The following is a 17,891-nucleotide window of genomic DNA, read 5'->3' on the forward strand; positions in this document are numbered from 1 at the left end:
TAAGTTGGCTTGGGATGCTTGCAGGGCCCTGGGTATTTTTCGCGTTTAAGAGCACTCGGGCCAGGCTCGCTTATAGGGTCAGTAATCGGAACAACGCAATCTTGTTGATCTCCGCCAGCGCGCATTTGAATTCGGTATCCGCCGAGTTGTGAATGCGCGTTTCGAACGCCGCGAGGATCTGATGCCGGTTGCTACCTTTTACCGCCATGATGAAGGGAAACTTGAACTTGGCTTTGTAGGCATCGTTCAGCTCGGTGAAGCGAGAAAACTCTTCGGCCGTGCATTGGTGAATACCCGCGCCAGACTGTTCTTGAGTGCTGGCTGCGGTAAGCTGGCCCTGGACGGCGGCTTTGCCGGCCAGGTCCGGGTGAGCGTTGATCAGTGCCAATTGGCTTTCGTGATCGGCGCTCAACAGGATGTCGCTCATGCGTTGGTGCAGGGTTTCGATCTCGTCGATCGAAGCCTGACCCAGGTCGAAGGCCTTTTCGGCCACCCATGGCGAATGTTCGTAGATATCGGCGAAGGCGGCGACGAAGGCATCGCGGCTCAGGGTCGAGGGCTTCAGGGTTTGGAAGTGGCTCATTTTGCGGCCCCTTGGTACGGGTGGGTTTCGTGCCAGTGGCGAGCGATGTCGACGCGACGGCTGAACCACACCTGTTCATGACTTTTAGCGTACTCGATAAAGCGTTTGAGCGAGGCCAGACGCGCCGGACGGCCGATCAGACGGCAGTGCAGGCCGATCGAGAGCATCTTCGGTGCTTCGGCGCCTTCGGCATACAGCACGTCGAAGGCGTCTTTGAGGTATTCAAAAAAATCGTCGCCCTTGTTGAAACCCTGAACCTGGGTGAAGCGCATGTCGTTGGTGTCCAGCGTGTACGGAATCACCAGGTGCGGCTTGCCGGTCGGGTTGTTTGGTTCCCAGTAGGGCAGGTCGTCGTCGTAGGTGTCGCAGTCGTAGAGGAAGCCGCCTTCTTCCATCACCAGACGACGGGTGTTCGGACCGGTGCGGCCGGTGTACCAGCCCAGTGGGCGCTCGCCGGTGATTTCGGTGAGGACGCGGATCGCTTCGAGCATGTGCTCGCGTTCCTGCGCTTCGTCCATGTACTGGTAGTCGATCCAGCGGTAGCCGTGGCTGCAGATCTCGTGGCCGGCATCAACCATCGCGCGGATCACGTCCGGGTGACGCTGGGCGGCCATGGCCACGGCGAAGATGGTCAGCGGGATGTCGAATTCCTTGAACAGTTTCAAAATCCGCCAGACGCCGGCACGGCTGCCATACTCGTAAAGGGATTCCATGCTCATGTTGCGCGCGCCTTGCAGCGGCTGCGCCGAGACCATCTCCGAGAGGAAGGCTTCGGATTCTTTATCGCCGTGCAGGATATTGCGCTCGCCACCTTCCTCGTAATTGAGCACGAAGGACAAGGCGATGCGAGCATTGCCCGGCCAGTGGGGGTGAGGAGGGTTACTGCCGTAACCGATCAGGTCGCGTGGGTAGTCAGCGCTCACTGCAGTCTTCCTTCTTATTCGTTCGACTTGTTCAAGGTCAGGGTTGTGTGGCGGCCTGGCAGTTTGATGACAGACTGGCGTCACAGCGATGGGATGATTGTATACAACTTTATATCCGCTTTGTAAGCCTGATTTTTTGCATTTTTCACTGACTGTCATCTTCACATGTTATTGCAAGAAACCTGCCTGATTGGTCAGCTAATGGATGGAAGGTCCTTTGATCCTATGGTTCAACGCCAGATTCGGTACGAATCAATGAGGAGCGTACATCGTCGTAAAAATGTGATTTTTATTGTGTACAATTTTGTTGAAAAGTGTCTTAATCAGTCGCTCGCCGCAGCTTTTCGTGCTCCGAATCGGTGCGGTCTCCTTTCAACTGACTTCGGGAGGCGCGAGGTCTGACTGCTCTAAGCAGGCAGGCGCGCAGAATCAATGGGACGTTTGACTACACACGTTTTGGACGCTGCACACGGTTGCCCGGGCAGCTCGATCAAGGTCGAGTTGTACCGCGTTGAAGGGTCGCAGCTGGAATGGGTCGCCACTGCGATGACCAACAGCGATGGCCGTGTCGATGCACCGCTGCTGCAAGGCGATGACTATCGCTCCGGGGTCTATCAGGTTCAGTTTCATGCGGGCGATTACTACCGCGCCCGTGGCGTTCAGCTGCCGGAACCTGCGTTCCTGGATGTAGTGGTGCTGCGTTTCGGCATCTCTGCGGAACAGGATCACTACCATGTGCCATTGCTGATTTCGCCGTACAGCTATTCGACCTACAGAGGAAGCTAGGACTTTCCCCCCAAAAAATCCTGCGCATACAGCTTCTTTGGTCTTTCGCCCGCTCACACTGCGGGCTTTTTTTCGTCCTTGAGAAAGTAGGTGCCAGGTCAGGCGCCATCGCGGGCAAGCCCGCACACACACAGTGAGCTGTGGCGTTCACAGAACCTGTGGGAGCGGGCTTGCCCGCGATGCTTTTGCTCTTCAGCGGCTCAACAAGGATGCCGCGCCCGCACCACTGAACAACCCCGCACTGATCCGGTTAAACCAGTTCTGACCCTTGCCACTGCGCAAATACCGCGCCGCCCCGTGGGCACCCAGCCCATAACCCAATTTGCACAGCAGATCCAGCACGGTCCAAGTCACTATCATCACCAGTAACTGCGGCAGGAACGGTTGCTCGGCGTTGAGGAACTGCGGCAGGAAAGCAGCAAAGAACAGAATGTCTTTCGGGTTGCTCGCGCCCAGCACAAACGCGCGCCCGAACAGTGCGCGAAAGCGTGGAGCCGGTGCAGCCTGGGGCACTTCAGCGCCGTGGGAGGGCTGACGCGATTGCTGCCAGCTCTGCCAGGCCAGGTAAAACAGGTACAGCGCACCGACGATCTTCAGGGCACTGAACAGCTGTTCCGACGCCAGCAGCAAGGCGCCCAAACCCAGCGCCGAAGCACTGAGCAAACAGATCGACGCAATCACGCCTCCCAGAAACGCCGGGTACGAACGGCGCAAACCGTAATTCAGACTGTTGCTGATCATCAGCAAAGACAGTGGCCCAGGGATCAGGATCACCACCAGCGCAGCGCCACTGAACAGCAGCCAGGTTTCCAGACTCATCACTTTCCTCCATTTGCACAAAAGCCTCACCCGACCGGGTGAGGCTGTTTTGAAGCGTGTACGGCTTACAAGAAAACGAACTTGGCGATGAAGATCGCGCAGAGCACCCACAGACTGATGGAAATTTCCTTGTGCTTACCGGTACAGGCCTTCAGTACCACGTAAGTGATAAAGCCCAGCGCAATGCCGTCGGCGACAGAGAAGGTCAGGGGCATCATGATCGCGGTGACGATCGCCGGAATGCTGTCGGTCGCTTCGTCCCATTCGATGTGAGCCATGCCGCCCATCATCAGCATCGCCACATAAATCAGCGCACCGGCGGTTGCGTAAGCGGGGATCATGCCAGCCAGCGGAGCGAAAAACATTGCGGCAATAAATAGCACACCTACGGTCACAGCGGTAAGACCAGTCCGACCACCCGCGGCAACACCTGCGGCACTTTCCACGTAGCTGGTGACCGGCGGAACACCGACCACCGCACCGAACACGCTGGATGCACTGTCGGCTTTGAGGGCGCGGGAAAGGTTTTCGATCTTTCCATCGGCGTTCACCAGACCGGCGCGCTGGGCAACGCCCATCAAGGTGCCGGCGGTGTCGAACATATGCACGAAGAGGAAGGCCAGCACCACGCTGATCATGCTGATGTTGAACACGCCGGCGACATCCATGGCCATCCAGGTCGGAGCCAGGCTCGGCGGGGCCGACATGATCCCCTCGTAGTGCACCAGCCCAAGGCCCCAACCGGCCAGGGTGACGGTGATGATACTGATGAGAATCGCGCCGAACACTTTGTGGTAGCTGAGGACGGCGATCATCAGGAAGCAGATGGCGGCGAGCAGCGGGCCAGGCTCGCGCAGGGAGCCGAGTTTGATCAGGGTGGCCGGGCTATCGACGACGATACCAGCGGTTTTCAAACCGATCAGCCCGAGGAACAAGCCCACACCGGCGCCCATGGCGTAGCGCAAGCTGACCGGGATGCTGTTGAGCAGCCATTCGCGGATCCGGGAAAAGGTCAGGAACATGAACAACACACCGGAAACGAACACTGCACCCAGAGCGGTTTCCCAGTTGTAGCCCATGGTGCCGACCACGGTGTAGGTGAAGAAGGCGTTCAGGCCCATGCCTGGCGCGAGGCCGACTGGCCAGTTGGCGTACAGGCCCATCAACAGACAACCCAGCGCGGCGGCGATACAGGTGGCGACGAACGCGGCACCGTGATCGATCCCGGCGTCGGCCATGATGTTGGGGTTGACGAAGATGATGTAAGCCATGGTGATGAAGGTTGTCAGACCGGCAATCAGCTCGGTCTTCACCGTGGTGCCATGCAAGCTGAGTTTAAAGATGCGCTCCAGCCAGCCATTGCGTAACGGCGGCGAGAGTTCCAGCGTCGGGGCTTCGGATTTGCGGCTTTCCACAGCGAATACTCCTCAAGAGTTTTATTGTTATTTCCAGGGCCGGACCCATGAGGGTGGCAGCGACCCTTTGAGGCACTTGCGAATTTATTGACCGCTTGGTCAGGAACTCGCACGAAGTGGATTATGCTTTTGTATACAAAGAAAGCAAATAATGTTTTTGATTTTGTAGACGAAAAGTTTGGCAATAGGAGTATATCGCCGAGGGATGATCGTTCCCACGCCGGCGCGTGGGAACGAGAGTTACTCGGCTGGCACTTGGGTTTTGCCCAAAGCCAGGTTCACCGCCAACCACCCGTTCACCGCCGTCTCCCCGGCCTCGGCAAACACCCGCTCGAGCAATTTCACCTGCTCACGCCGCAACGACTGCTCAAGCCGCGCACCATCATCGGTCAGCAAGCGCTTACGCTTGTCGGTCTCGGATGCGACGCTGTCCACCCGATGCATTTCCACCAACTGCCGCAGCGGAATGTTCAGCGCCTGCTTCGTCACCCCGAGCAATGCCAGCAGTTCCTTGACGCTCAGGTTCGGGTAGCGGGCGATGAAAAACACGATGCGTTGATGCACCCGGCTCAAGCCACGACGCTCGAGCATTTCGTCGGCCTTCGCGGTGAAATCCTCGCCGCCGCCCAGCGCCCGGAAGTGATGTCGTTCGCCGGTGGCTTGCCGGCCGAAGTCATGCTGCCGAAGGTCGAGTGTTGCTCAAGGCTGCACTGGCAGCGGATGTGGCGTTCATGCCGGGCGAGCCATTCTTCCCCGAGCCCGACAACAATCCAGGGCATCTGCGACTGAACTTCAGCGACATCGACCCGCCACGACTAGACGAAGGGCTCAAACGGCTGGCAGGGGTGGTTCGCCAGGCCCAGGCAGCGCAAGCGGCCTGAGGCTGCTGGTGAGAGAGGGGAGGGGTAAAAACGAATAAACCGGCCAATGAGCCGGTTTATTATTGTTTGAAATCTGAGCCTGCTTCAGGCAGCGGCAAACCGCTTGTCCAGATAATCAATGATCACCTTGGACTCGTACATCCAGGTGGTCTGGCCATTCTCTTCGATGCGCAGGCACGGAACCTTGATCTTGCCGCCGTGTTCCAGCAGGGTCTGGCGATCCTGTTCGTTGTTCTTCGCATCGCGCAATGCCACTGGCACGTTCAAGCGGCGCAGGGTGCGGCGGGTTTTCACGCAGAATGGGCAGGCGTGGAACTGATACAGGGTCAAGCCCTTGGCAGCCGTGTTGACCTGAGCCTGAACCTCGGCAGGGCGCTGCTTTTTGCCGGGGCGGGTGATGAAGTCGATGAAGATGATCAGTTGGCCAAGGCCGACACGAAGCGCTTTTACGAACACGGTATAAGCCTCACAGGGGGCAAACGAAGGCGCGCAGCTTACCTGATTTTTGCAGGCGAAAAAAAACCGGCGATGAATGCCGGTTTTCTTCGTGCTGCGAATTACTTGATCAGGCTGAGAAATTCGCTGCGCGTGGCCGCGTTTTCGCGGAACTCACCGAGCATCACCGACGTGATCATCGACGAATTCTGCTTCTCCACACCGCGCATCATCATGCACATGTGCTTGGCCTCGATCACCACGGCAACGCCCAGGGCGCCGGTGACTTGCTGGACCGCATCGGCGATCTGGCGGCTGAGGTTTTCCTGGATCTGCAGGCGGCGCGCATACATATCGACGATCCGCGCGACTTTCGACAGCCCTAGCACCTTGCCGCTAGGGATGTAGGCGACGTGGGCCTTGCCGATGAACGGCAGCAGATGGTGTTCGCACAACGAGTAAAGCTCGATGTCCTTGACCAGCACCATTTCGCTGTTATCGGAGCTGAACAAGGCACCGTTGGTGACTTCTTCCAGTGTCTGTTCATAGCCGCGGCAAAGGTACTGCATGGCTTTGGCGGCACGCTTTGGCGTGTCGAGCAGGCCCTCGCGGGAGACGTCCTCGCCAAGTTGACCAAGGATGGCCGTGTAATTCTGTTCCAGGGACATGAAACTACCTGTGGGGATTTTCGCAAAGGGCAAGGGTACGGTGGCAAACACGGCGCTGCAAGCGTGAAGCGACAGCTTTACTCGTCGCGACCTTCCATCATGGTCCGTTTGAGCATCACATACACCGCGCCGGCACCGCCGTGTTTCGCTTGGCACGAGGTGAAGCCGAGCACCTGTGAATGCTGGCGCAACCAGGTGTTGACGTGGCTTTTGATCATCGGTCGCTTGCCGTCCAGACGCACAGCCTTGCCGTGGGTGACGCGCACGCAACGGATTTCGAATTTGGTCGCTTCGGCCAGAAACGCCCAGAGGGTTTCCCGGGCCTTTTCCACGCTCATGCCATGGAGGTCGAGGCTGCCTTCGAACGGAATCTGGCCGATCTTGAGCTTGCGCATCTGGCTTTCCTGAACGCCGTCACGCGCCCACATCAGCTCGTCTTCCGGGCCTACATCAATGACGAACTGATCGGACAGTCCGTCAACGGTGGTGGCATCGGTGCGCACGGTGGCGGCCTGGCGCAGTTTGGCGATTTGTGCGCGGTCAGCTTTGGGTTTGCCGGTTTCGGCGCGATCGTGTTTGATCGGCTTGACGCCTTGGATCGCGCTTTTGAACAGGGAAAAATCGTCGTCTTGCATGTCAGCCTCCGCGAAGGGCGGCCAGTTTACCCAACTCGAGACGAATCGGGGCGCGAGAAAACGCGAAGCGTACGGCTCAGTCGTGTTTTTTCATCAGGTGCGGGGAGATGTTCAGTTCACGCGACTGACGCGAGCGACGACGGCAGTGACGCCACAGCCACACGCCGATGTACAGCACGAACAGGCCAACCGCCAGAATCACTGCCGACCCGGCCGGGCTGGCATTCAGCTCGCCCAAGGCAGGTGCGTGGCCGAGCAGGCTGGCAGCACCGGCCATCGCCAGCAACACACCGCACATCGCCAGCAGGGCGGCAAAGGCTGCGCCGAATCGAAAACGCCAGTTGCGTTGGCCTTTGGGCCGCAAGCGGCGTGCGTCAAAACCATCGGATAACTTCATTCCGACCTTCCTCAATGGGTATCGGCCCTTCGACCGGGAGTTGACCGAGATGTTCCTGAGGCTAGGGCAATTGCAGCAAATGAGAGGCTTTTGCGGATGAGCGGCGGCATGAACCGCTCATCTGAAGTCGATCAGATCAGATCGTGGGTCAGGGCGAGGGTGGCGAAGTTGTCCGCCATGATCGCCATTTCGGTCTGCTGAACGTGCTCGGCGCTGAGTACCCCGCCCTTGTAAGGCAGGTCGCGGGTGGCACAGGCATCTTCCATCAGTGTGCAACGAAAGCCCAGGTTCTTCGCCGCCCGCACTGTGGTGCTGACGCTGGAATGACTCATGAAACCGCAGACGATCAGGTCCAGTGAACCAAGATCCTGCAGACGATCGTACAGGGGCGTACCGTGGAACGCGCTCGGCAGCAGTTTACCGATAATGGTTTCGTCGCCCAGGGGTTCGAGGCCCGGAATGAACTCGCCGCGCTCGCCCTGGGGATCGAACAGCCCGCCGACGGTGCCGAGGTGACGTACATGTACGATCGGTCGGCCGGCTGCACGGGCAGCGGCCACCAGTTGCTTGATGTTCGCGACGGCAGCATCCATGCCGCTCAGGGCCAACGGGCCACTGAGGTATTCTTTCTGAGCATCGATGATGATGAGCGTCGCTTGGCTCAGTTTGGCCGCCGGATAACCGCGACCGCTGAGTTGAAACATCGTTTGTGGAACGGACATTCTGGGGCTCCTTGGAGTGGGGCTTTTGCGACATTGTCCTCTGGCTGAGCGGTTCTGTGAATCGCTACCATCGTAGGCACCGTCGTTGCTGGCTTGTAGCCTTGTCAAGATACTCATTCTGTTCAATAGCCAACTGAAAAAATAGATAAGTCCTACATCTGATCCGGTGTTTTTCCCGCGTCGTCGTGACGCGTTTTGGCTGTTAGAATCGCCAGTCGTTTTTTCTGGAGTTTGCCCCCGTGATCACTTCCCGACTTCGTACCCTGCGCGACCACATCCGTTGGGCCGTCAGCCGCTTCCATGGGGAGGATCTGTTTTTCGGCCATGGGACCGACAACGCCTGGGACGAAGCCCGTCAACTGGTGTTGGGTGCGCTGCACCTGCCGTGGGAAATTGCCGACAGCTATCTGGACTGCAATCTGGAAGAAGATGAGCTGGTCAATCTGCAACGCTTGCTCAAGCGTCGTATCGAAGAACGCATTCCGACCGCATACTTGCTGGGCGAGGCCTGGTTCTGCGGCATGTCGTTCATCGTCGATGAGCGGGTGCTGATCCCGCGTTCACCCATCGGCGAGCTGATCGAAAAGCGTTTTGCGCCGTGGCTGGGTACCGACCCTGCGCGGATTCTAGACCTGTGCACCGGTTCCGGCTGCATCGGTATCGCCTGTGCCTACGAGTTCCAGAACGCCGAAGTGGTGCTGGCCGATCTATCGTTCGAAGCGCTGGAAGTGGCCAACCAGAACATCGAGCGCCATGGCGTCGATGAGCGGGTGTACACGGTGCAGGGCGATGGATTTGATGGTTTGCCGGGGCAGCGTTTCGACCTGATTGTGTCGAACCCGCCTTACGTTGATGCGGAAGATTTCGCCGACATGCCGGACGAATACCAGCACGAACCGGAGCTGGGCCTGGCCTGCGGTGATGACGGTTTGAACCTGGTGCGCCGGATGCTCGCCGAAGCGGCGGATCACCTGACCGAGAAGGGCTTGCTGATTGTCGAAGTGGGCAACAGCCAGGTTCACGTTGAGGCGCTGTACCCGGAAGTCGACTTCGCTTGGCTCGATTTCGAGCGCGGTGGACATGGCGTGTTCATGCTGACGGCGGAGCAGTGCCGCGGTCATCAGGCACTGTTCGCTTCCCGCGTCTGACTGAACTGGCTTCTGTGGCGAGGGGATAAATCCTCTCGCCACAAATAGCCGTTAACGTTGTGTCGCAATCCAGATCAGCAACCCGGCCTGAAACACCGCAAACGCCACCAGACAGGTAATGGTAAAGCGCAGCCCGGCGTCTTCGCGCTTGTACTTACTGACCTTTTCTTCGTGCTTCTTGAGTTTGACTTCCTGCTCGGCCAGATTTTGCTCGGCTTGCTGGAGCATCTGCGCCGCCTCAAGAATTTCCACGACCTGCAATTTTTCCGTGTTCCAGTCAGCCAGCAGGTCGCCGACCTGCACCTCTTTGACGCTGCCCTTCAAATGCTGCGGGTCGGCATAGACCACATCGAAACCATGCATCCGCAAAAAGTGATCGCGACGCAGGCGAGTGTCTTCGTTCAGCGCGTCCTTGTTGTTCAAGTCGGTGCCGTCGACGGTGTAACCGGGCCATCTCTTTTTCGCCCAGGTAATGCCCTGAGCGGCCATGAAGCGACCGATGCCACGGTTCATCGGTTCGATCTGCAAACCGCTGTCAGGCCCGAAGTGCACCCGCTTGGTGGTGTGATCGACCCACACATCCAGATGATTCTGTTCCTTGCGCACGCGCTGTCCGGGCAACTTGATGCTCATGCGCATCAGGCTGCGTTCCTTGTTATTGCGTTCGGCGTAACCGAACTCAACAAAGCGCAATGGCCGCCCACCGGTGTTGCGGTCGGTCTGCAACGGCGCCAGACGGAGCATCTTGTGGTGCTCGACGTGGACGTCCGCCCACGGCAGCTCTACCACTGGTGGTGCGTCTTTTTCAGCGGTGGTGTCGGGTGAAGTCTGGGTATCAGTCATAACGGCGAGATCCTGTCCAAGCTCTGCTTGCCGCCAGTCATAACGCTGGCGACAAAGGCTTATCGGCCGTTTTTTTCCGAACTGGAGGGCAAACAGCCCTTAACGGGCGCGAAGTCCGTCAATAAACCCGAGGATTCGCGTGCCGAGTTCGGCCGCCAGTGGCAATTGCGGATCTTTGTAAGAGGCCAATTGCCGTTTTACATCGTTGGGCACGATGCGCATCACGTGGTTCATGCCTTCGATCAGCGCCAGTTCGGCATCCGGTTTGGCGGCTTTCAGCATTTTGGCGTCACCGACGCCGACCTGGATGTCGTTGCTGCCCTGGATGATCAGCGCTGGCATCTTCAACTTGGCGAACGCCGCTGCCGGGTCCTGGCGGAACAGTGAAATCAGATACGGCTGCACGCTCGGGCGGAAAATGACCTGCAACTGCGGCGGCACGTTGTCGTCGGTGTGGCCGGCCTTGAGGCTGTCGAGCAGTTCATTGCTGCGCAGCATCAGCGGTGGCGGCAGGCGATTGCTCAATTGTTGGCGCAGCACCTGATCGATCGGCCGGGCGCTGCCGGACATGGAAATGACCGCGGCGGCGTCAAGGCTCGGCGCCGCGAGGCTGGCGATCAAGGCGCCTTCGCTGTGGCCCAGCAGGATCAACTGGCCAAAGCGCGGGTCGGTTTTGAGTTTCTGGCCCCAGGCCTCGGCGTCGGCCACATAGGCTTCAACCGACAGATTGCGTTCGTCCGGGGTCGCCGCAAGGCTCGCCGCCACGCCGCGTTTGTCATAACGCACGCTGGCGATGTTGTGTTTAGCCAGTACCCACGCGAGACGCTTGAGGCTGTCGTTGCGTCCGCCGTCTGGGTTATTGCCGTCACGATCCGTAGGACCTGAGCCGGAAATGATCAGGACAACCGGTACCGGCGTGTCGGACTTGGGTAGCAATAACGAGCCGAAAAGCTCGCCGCTGCCCGTGTCCAAAGTGATGGGACGTTGCAGGACTGTGGCCTGGGCTACATTGGAGAGCAGGCCGGTAAACAGGGTAAGGCTCAAGGCTATAACTCGCAGCATCATCACGCCATCATGAACAAGATGCCGGTTGGACTCGCAGGCACCCATAAGGTTCGAGGATGAACTAGTTGGGTAGCCTGCGTATACTGGCGCGCATTACGTATTTGGTTCGATTTCACGGAGCGTCCTGCATGTCCGGCAATACCTACGGCAAGCTGTTCACTGTCACCACCGCGGGCGAAAGCCATGGTCCGGCGTTGGTCGCCATTGTCGACGGCTGCCCGCCGGGCCTGGAGATCTCTCTGGAGGATCTGCAGCGTGACCTGGATCGCCGCAAACCCGGTACCAGCCGCCACACCACCCAACGCCAGGAAGCCGACGAAGTCGAAATCCTCTCCGGCGTGTTTGAAGGGCGCACCACGGGTTGCTCCATCGGTCTGTTGATCCGTAACACCGACCAGAAGTCCAAAGATTACTCGGCGATCAAGGATCTGTTCCGCCCGGCCCACGCCGATTACACCTACCATCACAAATACGGCGAACGCGATTACCGTGGCGGCGGTCGCAGTTCGGCGCGTGAAACGGCCATGCGCGTGGCCGCTGGTGCGATTGCGAAGAAATACCTGGCCACTCAGGGCATCGTCATTCGTGGCTACATGAGCCAGCTCGGCCCGATCGAAATCCCGTTCAAGACCTGGGATTCGGTGGAGGAGAACGCCTTCTTCAGCCCTGATCCGGACAAGGTCCCGGAGCTGGAAGCCTATATGGACCAGTTGCGCCGCGACCAGGATTCGGTGGGCGCGAAGATCACCGTGGTCGCTGAAGGCGTGATGCCGGGCCTCGGCGAGCCGATCTTCGACCGCCTTGACGCCGAACTGGCCCATGCGCTGATGAGCATCAATGCGGTCAAAGGCGTGGAAATCGGCGCCGGTTTCGCCAGCGTTTCCCAGCGCGGCACCGAACACCGCGATGAAATGACCCCACAAGGTTTCCTCAGCAACAACGCCGGCGGGATTCTCGGCGGCATTTCGTCGGGTCAGCCGATCGTCGCGCACCTGGCACTCAAGCCAACCTCGAGCATCACCACGCCGGGCCGTTCCATCGACATCCATGGCAATCCGGTGGAAGTCGTCACCAAAGGGCGCCACGACCCGTGCGTTGGCATCCGCGCCACGCCGATCGCCGAAGCGATGATGGCCATCGTGCTGATGGATCACCTGCTGCGTCACCGTGGCCAGAACCTGGACGTGCGCGTGAGCACGCCGGTGCTGGGTCAGCTCTAATGGCTGACCTCACAGCCGCTGCGGTCTGACGACTGTGGCGGCGCTCCCGTACTGGCGGCTCTCCAGTTTCTATCTGTTCTATTTCGCCTTGCTCGGTTCGACAGCGCCGTTTCTGGCGCTGTACTTCGATCACCTGGGCTTTTCCAGCGCACGCATCGGCGAGCTGGTGGCGATCCCGATGCTGATGCGCTGTGTGGCGCCGAACATCTGGGGCTGGCTCGGCGATTACACCGGCCAGCGCCTGGCGATCGTGCGTTTCGGTGCGGTCTGTACGCTGCTGACGTTCTCACTGATCTTCGTCAGTAAGACCTACGCCTGGCTGGCAATGGTTATGGCCTTGCACGCGTTCTTCTGGCACGCGGTGTTGCCGCAATTCGAAGTCATCACGCTGGCGCACTTGCAGGGCCAGACTCACCGTTACAGCCAGATCCGCCTGTGGGGTTCCATCGGTTTCATCATCACCGTGGTTGCACTCGGCAGGCTGTTCGAGTGGCTCAGCCTCGACATTTATCCTCTGGCGCTGGTGCTGATTATGGCTGGCATTGTCGTCAGCAGCCTGTGGGTGCCCAACGCTCAACCGGTTCAGGGTGAGCGACCGGCGGGGGACGGTTTCCTCAAACAGTTGCGCAGTCCCGGAGTGTTGGCGTTTTACGGTTGTGTGGCGCTGATGCAGGTGAGCCACGGTCCTTATTACACCTTTCTGACCTTGCACCTGGAGCGACTCGGTTACAGTCGTGGGCTGATCGGCATGCTCTGGGCGGTTGGCGTGGTGGCAGAAGTCCTGATGTTTCTGGCCATGAGCAAGATCCTTGCGCGTTTCTCCGTGCGTCGGGTGTTGCTGGCGAGTTTTCTACTGGCGGCGTTGCGTTGGTTGTTGCTCGGTTCGTTCGCTGAATTTCTTTGGGTGCTGTTGTTTGCCCAGGTTCTGCACGCGGCGACTTTCGGTATCTTTCACGCGGCTGCCATCCAATTCGTGCAACGTAGCTTCGGCGCGCGCCAACAGGGGCAGGGCCAGGCATTGTACGCCGCACTGGCCGGCACCGGCGGTGCGCTGGGCGCGTTGTATTCCGGCTATAGCTGGAATGTACTCGGCGCCACATTGACCTTTAGTATTGCCAGCCTCGCAGCCTTTGTGGCAGCCGTTATCATTGCCACGCGTATGCAAGAGGACAGGCCATGAGCCTTACCCGTGAACAGCTCGCGCGCATGAGCGATGCACTGCGGCAGATCGAAGCCTTTGAATTTTTGTTCGAGTGCGAGCTGAAGACACGCTCGCTCTTGAACCGTAAAGCATGAACCGTTAAGGAGTTGCCCTGATGAGCAGCCTGTCCGTTTACCACGTCTCAAGCCCTGACTTGCCCAACAAGGTGCTGACGCATTTCGAAGACATCGCCTCGACTCTGGCCGAACAGGGCGTGCGTTTCGACCGTTGGCAAGCCACGGAGAAGATCCAGCCCGGCGCCAGCCACGAAGAAGTGATCGCCGCGTACCAGGAGCAAATCGACACGCTGATGACCGAGCGTGGTTACATCACCGTCGATGTGATCAGCCTGAACAGCGATCACCCGCAAAAAGCTGAATTGCGCGCCAGGTTCCTCGACGAACATCGCCATGGCGAAGACGAAGTACGGTTTTTCGTCGCCGGCCGTGGCTTGTTCACCCTGCACATCGACGATTACGTCTACGCGGTGCTTTGCGAGAAAAACGACCTGATCTCGGTCCCTGCCGGTACCCCTCACTGGTTTGACATGGGCGAGCATCCGCATTTCGTCGCGATCCGTCTGTTCAACAACGCCGAAGGCTGGGTGGCCAACTTCACCGGCGAAGACATTGCCAGCCGCTTCCCGCGTCTCGAGGACTGAGCCCATGCCGGTCAAAGCGATTCTCACCGATATCGAAGGGCGTATTACCCAAGCCATTGGTCATACTCTGTAGGAGCGAAGCTTGCTCGCGAAAGCGGTATATCAGGCAACAGCAATATGGAATGGCACACCGCTTTCGCGAGCAAGCTCTGCTCCTACAGGGATTGCGCAACTCCACAAATAATTCAGGCCGTGAAGCGAAAGCTTTCACGGCCTGATCGTTTACAGCGTCGATACGGTTTTATACCGAGTGATAAGTCGGCAGGGCAAACCGCTGCTGGCTTTGCAGCATAGAGATCTGCGGCAGTTCGCTGGCCTGTTCGGCAATGTCACGGCGAATCGCGCTGATCACCCACGACAACTGATCACCGGCATGCAATTGCTGGTAGGAAATCGAACGTTTGAAGACTTTGCCGTCGGTGCTGCTCAAGGTCAGCAGAATCCCACCGTCGGGACGTGGCTGGGTGGTTACTTCGAAGTTGGAGAACAGGGACGAAAATTTTTCTTGGATCAGGTTCATGTCTATCAGCTCCGTTAGCTCTTGAATGGCAAGCATGCAGAGGTAGTTGCAGTGATTGTGCCAGCACCTGATTTTTTAAAAATCCTTACATATCAATTAGTTAGTTTTTCAGTGTTTTTGCACTTTCGTGCAATCTGCATGAATGGCCATCGTGCATCCTGCATTTTGCGTGGTCGACATCGATTCGATGGAACCAATTGCCCAGCGCGAGCTCACGATTTCGAATGCCGCAGCCGTGGATACAAATCATTTCAAAAACCGCGTGTACAGCTCAGGAACCGCTGACGTATTTTCGGCCTCAATCAACGCCGCCCGAACAATAAAAAGATCGACCGGGAGCAACCATGAGCCGCACGCCGAACGACACGATTACCTGGGGCATGATGCTCCGCAAGCTGCCTTCCATTGCCAGGGCCATTCCTCGAGTGGTGAAGGGCATGAAAGTTGCCAACGTCAAGGACCCGACCCAACCGTGTGGCCTGGGCTGGTGCTTCGAGCAAGCGACGTTGCGCAATCCCGATGGCCCGGCATTGCTGCAGGGCGAGAGGGCGCTGACGTATGTTCAGGTCAACCAGTGGGCGAACCGCATCGCCCATCATCTGATTGCCCAAGGCATCCGCAAGGGCGATGGGGTGGCGATCTTTATCGAAAATCGCCCGGAACTGTTGGTGACGATTCTGGCGGTGGCCAAGGTCGGTGCGATCAGTGCCTTGCTCAATACCTCGCAAACCCGCGATACCCTGGCTCACAGCCTCAACCTGGTGGCACCCGCGGCGGTCATTGTCGGAGAAGAGCTGGTCCCGGCGTTTTCGGCGGTGCGCGAACGGGTGTCGATCGAGGCGGCGCGCACCTGGTTCGTCGCCGATCAAGACACCGTCACTCAACCGGGCATTGCGCCCGACGGGTTCATTGACCTGATGACGGCCAGTGCTGACGCTTCCAGCGACAATCCCGCCAGCAGCCAACAGATTTTCTTCGACGACCCTTGTTTCTATATCTACACCTCGGGCACCACCGGCTTGCCCAAGGCCGGGGTGTTCAAGCACGGCCGCTGGATGCGCAGCTGCGCAAGCTTCGGGCTGATCGCATTGGATATGCGCCCGGAAGATGTCGTCTATTGCACCTTGCCGCTCTATCACGCCACCGGGCTGTGCGTATGCTGGGGTTCAGCGATCAGTGGCGCCTCGGGCTTTGCCATTCGCCGCAAGTTCAGCGCCAGTCAATTCTGGAACGATGTGCGCCAGTACCGCGCGACCACCCTCGGTTACGTCGGCGAATTGTGCCGCTACCTCGTGGATCAACCGCCCAGTGTCGACGACAGCAAGCACGGCGTGACGAAGATGATTGGCAATGGCCTGCGCCCCGGCGCGTGGGGCGAGTTCAAGACGCGATTCGGGGTGAACCATATCTGTGAGCTGTACGCCGCCAGCGACGGCAATATTGGTTTCACCAACATCCTGAACTTTGATAACACTGTCGGTTTTTCCCTGATGTCATGGGAGTTGGCGGCCTACGACCACGACAGCGGCGCACCGATTCGGGATGCCAAGGGCTTCATGCGCAAAGTCGCCAAAGGCGAGAAAGGGCTGTTGCTGGCGAAGATTGACGATAAGGCACCGCTCGACGGTTACACCGATCCGCAAAAGACCGAAAAGGTTGTGCTCCACGACGTGTTCGAGAAGGGCGACCGCTACTTCAATACCGGTGACCTGCTGCGCAACATCGGTTTCGGTCACGCTCAGTTTGTTGACCGTTTGGGTGACACCTACCGCTGGAAGGGCGAAAACGTCTCGACCACCGAAGTCGAAAACATCCTTCTGCAACACCCGAATATTTCCGAGGCCGTGGCCTACGGTGTGGAGATCCAGAACACCAACGGGCGTGCCGGGATGGCGGCGATTACGCCGGCCGAGTCCCTGGCGACCCTGGATTTCAGTGAGTTGCTGGCTTTCGCCCGTGAGCAATTGCCCGCTTATGCGGTGCCTTTGTTCCTGCGAGTGAAAGTGAAAATGGAGACCACCGGGACGTTCAAATACCAGAAGACTCGCCTCAAGGATGAAGCCTTCGACCCCGGAAAAACCGGCGACGATCCAATCTATGCCTGGCTGCCGGGGACCCTGACTTATGTGCAGGTCACCGAGCAATTGCTGGCGGACATTCATGGCGGCGCTTTTCGTTATTGAATGCAGCGCTATTGAATGTGGCTATGGCGGTCCATGAGAAAAAAGAAGTGACAGCCTCGGAGCGGCTCGGGAAACTGTCGGCTTTGCGATTAACAGAAAGTGGAGTCCCCAATGTCAGACCAAAGCCGCCAGATGACCCCCGAAGAAGCCGCTGAATTTGCCGAACAGGTATTCAACAAAGCGCGCGAGGGCGATGCGGCCATGATGGCTGCGCTATTGACCAAGGGCCTGCCGCCGAACCTGCGCAACCACAAGGGCGATACCTTGCTGATGCTGGCGGCGTACCACGGCCATGTGGAGACGGTAAAAGTCCTGCTCGAACACAAGGCCGACCCGGAAATCCGCAACGACAACGGCCAGAGCCCGATTGCCGGCGCGGCGTTCAAGGGTGATCTGGCGGTGGTCAAGGCACTGGTCGAAGGCGGCGCGCAAGTGGAAGGCTCGTCCTTCGATGGCCGTACCGCGCTGATGATGGCGGCGATGTTCAATCGCGTCGAAATCGTCGACTACCTGATCAGCAAAGGCGCCGACCCGAAAGCCAAGGACGCCAATGGTGTATCGGCGCTGGATGCCGCCAAGACGATGGGCGCGGTGGACACCACGGCGCAGCTTGAGAAATTGCTTGGCTGATTTGCACCCTGTAGCCGCCGTGTAGCAGCTGTCGAGCTTGCGAGGCTGCGTTCGGCGGCGAAGCCGTCGTGAAATCAGGCGATGTGGTCTTTCAGGTAGATCGCGTGTGCAGGGTTTGCGACGGCTTCGCCGCCGAACGCAGCCTCGCAAGCTCGA

General features: G+C 58.7%; 19 protein-coding genes and 3 pseudogenes. 9 read left to right on the forward strand and 13 right to left on the reverse strand.

Annotated features, from left to right (window positions below; translation table 11 throughout):
- Positions 1-70 precede the first annotated feature (70 nt).
- Together uraD and puuE are read right to left on the reverse strand one after the other, a co-directional pair.
- Positions 71-583, reverse strand: a complete 513-nt coding sequence (gene uraD / locus QK293_RS07690; protein ID WP_282376561.1) for a 2-oxo-4-hydroxy-4-carboxy-5-ureidoimidazoline decarboxylase — start codon at positions 581-583, stop codon at positions 71-73.
- Positions 580-1,506 carry an allantoinase PuuE gene (gene puuE / locus QK293_RS07695; protein WP_059404690.1) on the reverse strand — a complete coding sequence of 309 codons (927 nt, stop codon included), beginning with the start codon at positions 1,504-1,506 and terminating at the stop codon, positions 580-582. Before puuE ends, uraD begins: the two co-directional genes overlap by 4 nt.
- Positions 1,507-1,938: 432 nt before the next feature.
- Between puuE and uraH the strand changes: the two genes are divergently transcribed.
- Complete coding sequence (gene uraH / locus QK293_RS07700) at positions 1,939-2,292, forward strand: hydroxyisourate hydrolase (RefSeq protein ID WP_282376563.1); 354 nt, start codon at positions 1,939-1,941, stop codon at positions 2,290-2,292.
- A 192-nt stretch (positions 2,293-2,484) separates the two neighbouring features.
- Here the strand turns inward: uraH and QK293_RS07705 are convergent, their stop codons facing one another.
- The 3 genes and pseudogenes from QK293_RS07705 to QK293_RS07715 form a co-directional block, all read right to left on the reverse strand.
- A complete protein-coding gene (locus tag QK293_RS07705; protein WP_282376564.1) occupies positions 2,485-3,111 on the reverse strand; it encodes a LysE family translocator in 627 nt (208 codons plus the stop codon).
- 65 nt (positions 3,112-3,176) lie between these two features.
- The gene (locus QK293_RS07710) at positions 3,177-4,496 is read right to left on the reverse strand and encodes an NCS2 family permease (protein WP_282376647.1); all 1,320 of its coding nucleotides are present in this window, start codon (positions 4,494-4,496) and stop codon (positions 3,177-3,179) included.
- Between the two features lie 270 nt (positions 4,497-4,766).
- Positions 4,767-5,138: pseudogene (locus tag QK293_RS07715) on the reverse strand (MarR family transcriptional regulator); the annotation flags it as partial.
- 83 nt (positions 5,139-5,221) lie between these two features.
- On the opposite strand from QK293_RS07715, the pseudogene QK293_RS07720 reads away from it, so the two are divergent.
- Positions 5,222-5,407: pseudogene (locus tag QK293_RS07720) on the forward strand (PLP-dependent aminotransferase family protein); the annotation flags it as partial.
- Positions 5,408-5,491: 84 nt separating this feature from the next.
- Here QK293_RS07720 and QK293_RS07725 read toward each other — a convergent pair.
- From QK293_RS07725 to QK293_RS07745, 5 genes are all read right to left on the reverse strand, one after another.
- Complete coding sequence (locus QK293_RS07725) at positions 5,492-5,863, reverse strand: glutathione S-transferase N-terminal domain-containing protein (RefSeq protein ID WP_282376565.1); 372 nt, start codon at positions 5,861-5,863, stop codon at positions 5,492-5,494.
- A gap of 101 nt (positions 5,864-5,964) precedes the next feature.
- Positions 5,965-6,510, reverse strand: coding sequence for a GTP cyclohydrolase I FolE (folE, locus tag QK293_RS07730; RefSeq protein WP_003204506.1), 546 nt, complete (start codon positions 6,508-6,510; stop codon positions 5,965-5,967).
- A 77-nt stretch (positions 6,511-6,587) separates the two neighbouring features.
- Positions 6,588-7,145 (reverse strand): Smr/MutS family protein, encoded by a 558-nt coding sequence (locus QK293_RS07735; protein WP_008146127.1) that lies wholly within the window; start codon positions 7,143-7,145, stop codon positions 6,588-6,590.
- 76 nt (positions 7,146-7,221) lie between these two features.
- On the reverse strand, positions 7,222-7,542 hold the full coding sequence (locus QK293_RS07740; RefSeq protein ID WP_282376566.1) for a hypothetical protein: 321 nt from the start codon (positions 7,540-7,542) through the stop codon (positions 7,222-7,224).
- Between the two features lie 131 nt (positions 7,543-7,673).
- Positions 7,674-8,264: a cysteine hydrolase family protein gene (locus QK293_RS07745; protein WP_282376568.1), complete on the reverse strand. Its 591-nt coding sequence runs from the start codon at positions 8,262-8,264 to the stop codon at positions 7,674-7,676.
- A gap of 239 nt (positions 8,265-8,503) precedes the next feature.
- On the opposite strand from QK293_RS07745, the gene prmB reads away from it, so the two are divergent.
- A complete protein-coding gene (prmB, locus tag QK293_RS07750) occupies positions 8,504-9,412 on the forward strand; it encodes a 50S ribosomal protein L3 N(5)-glutamine methyltransferase (RefSeq protein ID WP_282376569.1) in 909 nt (302 codons plus the stop codon).
- Positions 9,413-9,463: 51 nt separating this feature from the next.
- Here the strand turns inward: prmB and QK293_RS07755 are convergent, their stop codons facing one another.
- On the reverse strand, positions 9,464-10,255 hold the full coding sequence (locus QK293_RS07755; RefSeq protein WP_282376570.1) for a hypothetical protein: 792 nt from the start codon (positions 10,253-10,255) through the stop codon (positions 9,464-9,466).
- A gap of 99 nt (positions 10,256-10,354) precedes the next feature.
- Positions 10,355-11,365: an alpha/beta fold hydrolase gene (locus QK293_RS07760; RefSeq protein WP_282376571.1), complete on the reverse strand. Its 1,011-nt coding sequence runs from the start codon at positions 11,363-11,365 to the stop codon at positions 10,355-10,357.
- Between the two features lie 83 nt (positions 11,366-11,448).
- On the opposite strand from QK293_RS07760, the gene aroC reads away from it, so the two are divergent.
- The 4 genes and pseudogenes from aroC to QK293_RS07780 all read left to right on the forward strand — a co-directional run bounded on the left by aroC (position 11,449) and on the right by QK293_RS07780 (position 14,402).
- The gene (gene aroC / locus QK293_RS07765) at positions 11,449-12,540 is read left to right on the forward strand and encodes a chorismate synthase (RefSeq protein WP_282376573.1); all 1,092 of its coding nucleotides are present in this window, start codon (positions 11,449-11,451) and stop codon (positions 12,538-12,540) included.
- A 34-nt stretch (positions 12,541-12,574) separates the two neighbouring features.
- Positions 12,575-13,720: an MFS transporter gene (locus QK293_RS07770; protein WP_282376575.1), complete on the forward strand. Its 1,146-nt coding sequence runs from the start codon at positions 12,575-12,577 to the stop codon at positions 13,718-13,720.
- A 20-nt stretch (positions 13,721-13,740) separates the two neighbouring features.
- Positions 13,741-13,836: pseudogene (locus QK293_RS07775) on the forward strand (methylthioribulose-1-phosphate dehydratase); the annotation flags it as partial.
- A gap of 20 nt (positions 13,837-13,856) precedes the next feature.
- Positions 13,857-14,402, forward strand: coding sequence for an acireductone dioxygenase (locus QK293_RS07780; RefSeq protein ID WP_282376586.1), 546 nt, complete (start codon positions 13,857-13,859; stop codon positions 14,400-14,402).
- Positions 14,403-14,643: 241 nt separating this feature from the next.
- Here QK293_RS07780 and QK293_RS07785 read toward each other — a convergent pair whose 3' ends face one another.
- A complete protein-coding gene (locus QK293_RS07785) occupies positions 14,644-14,922 on the reverse strand; it encodes a DUF3509 domain-containing protein (RefSeq protein WP_008146103.1) in 279 nt (92 codons plus the stop codon).
- A gap of 344 nt (positions 14,923-15,266) precedes the next feature.
- Here QK293_RS07785 and QK293_RS07790 point away from each other — a divergent pair, with 344 nt between their 5' ends.
- Together QK293_RS07790 and QK293_RS07795 are read left to right on the forward strand one after the other, a co-directional pair.
- Positions 15,267-17,105, forward strand: coding sequence for a long-chain-acyl-CoA synthetase (locus tag QK293_RS07790; protein ID WP_282376589.1), 1,839 nt, complete (start codon positions 15,267-15,269; stop codon positions 17,103-17,105).
- A 111-nt stretch (positions 17,106-17,216) separates the two neighbouring features.
- Positions 17,217-17,735 (forward strand): ankyrin repeat domain-containing protein, encoded by a 519-nt coding sequence (locus QK293_RS07795; protein ID WP_201112685.1) that lies wholly within the window; start codon positions 17,217-17,219, stop codon positions 17,733-17,735.
- The last annotated feature ends 156 nt before the right edge of the window (positions 17,736-17,891 follow it).

The sequence above is a fragment of the Pseudomonas sp. AL03 genome (assembly GCF_029960815.1).
Classification (GTDB): domain Bacteria; phylum Pseudomonadota; class Gammaproteobacteria; order Pseudomonadales; family Pseudomonadaceae; genus Aquipseudomonas.

Bases quoted from the DNA above. Each gene is read 5' to 3' on its own strand.
- QK293_RS07705 (WP_282376564.1), bottom strand. From the start codon at position 3,111: ATGAGTCTGGAAACCTGGCTGCTGTTCAGTGGCGCTGCGCTGGTGGTG.
- folE (WP_003204506.1), bottom strand. From the start codon at position 6,510: ATGTCCCTGGAACAGAATTACACGGCCATCCTTGGTCAACTTGGCGAG.
- QK293_RS07795 (WP_201112685.1), top strand. From the start codon at position 17,217: ATGTCAGACCAAAGCCGCCAGATGACCCCCGAAGAAGCCGCTGAATTT.
- QK293_RS07735 (WP_008146127.1), bottom strand. From the start codon at position 7,145: ATGCAAGACGACGATTTTTCCCTGTTCAAAAGCGCGATCCAAGGCGTC.
- QK293_RS07780 (WP_282376586.1), top strand. From the start codon at position 13,857: ATGAGCAGCCTGTCCGTTTACCACGTCTCAAGCCCTGACTTGCCCAAC.
- QK293_RS07745 (WP_282376568.1), bottom strand. From the start codon at position 8,264: ATGTCCGTTCCACAAACGATGTTTCAACTCAGCGGTCGCGGTTATCCG.
- QK293_RS07790 (WP_282376589.1), top strand. From the start codon at position 15,267: ATGAGCCGCACGCCGAACGACACGATTACCTGGGGCATGATGCTCCGC.
- uraH (WP_282376563.1), top strand. From the start codon at position 1,939: ATGGGACGTTTGACTACACACGTTTTGGACGCTGCACACGGTTGCCCG.
- uraD (WP_282376561.1), bottom strand. From the start codon at position 583: ATGAGCCACTTCCAAACCCTGAAGCCCTCGACCCTGAGCCGCGATGCC.
- QK293_RS07740 (WP_282376566.1), bottom strand. From the start codon at position 7,542: ATGAAGTTATCCGATGGTTTTGACGCACGCCGCTTGCGGCCCAAAGGC.
- QK293_RS07755 (WP_282376570.1), bottom strand. From the start codon at position 10,255: ATGACTGATACCCAGACTTCACCCGACACCACCGCTGAAAAAGACGCA.
- aroC (WP_282376573.1), top strand. From the start codon at position 11,449: ATGTCCGGCAATACCTACGGCAAGCTGTTCACTGTCACCACCGCGGGC.
- QK293_RS07785 (WP_008146103.1), bottom strand. From the start codon at position 14,922: ATGAACCTGATCCAAGAAAAATTTTCGTCCCTGTTCTCCAACTTCGAA.
- QK293_RS07760 (WP_282376571.1), bottom strand. From the start codon at position 11,365: ATGGGTGCCTGCGAGTCCAACCGGCATCTTGTTCATGATGGCGTGATG.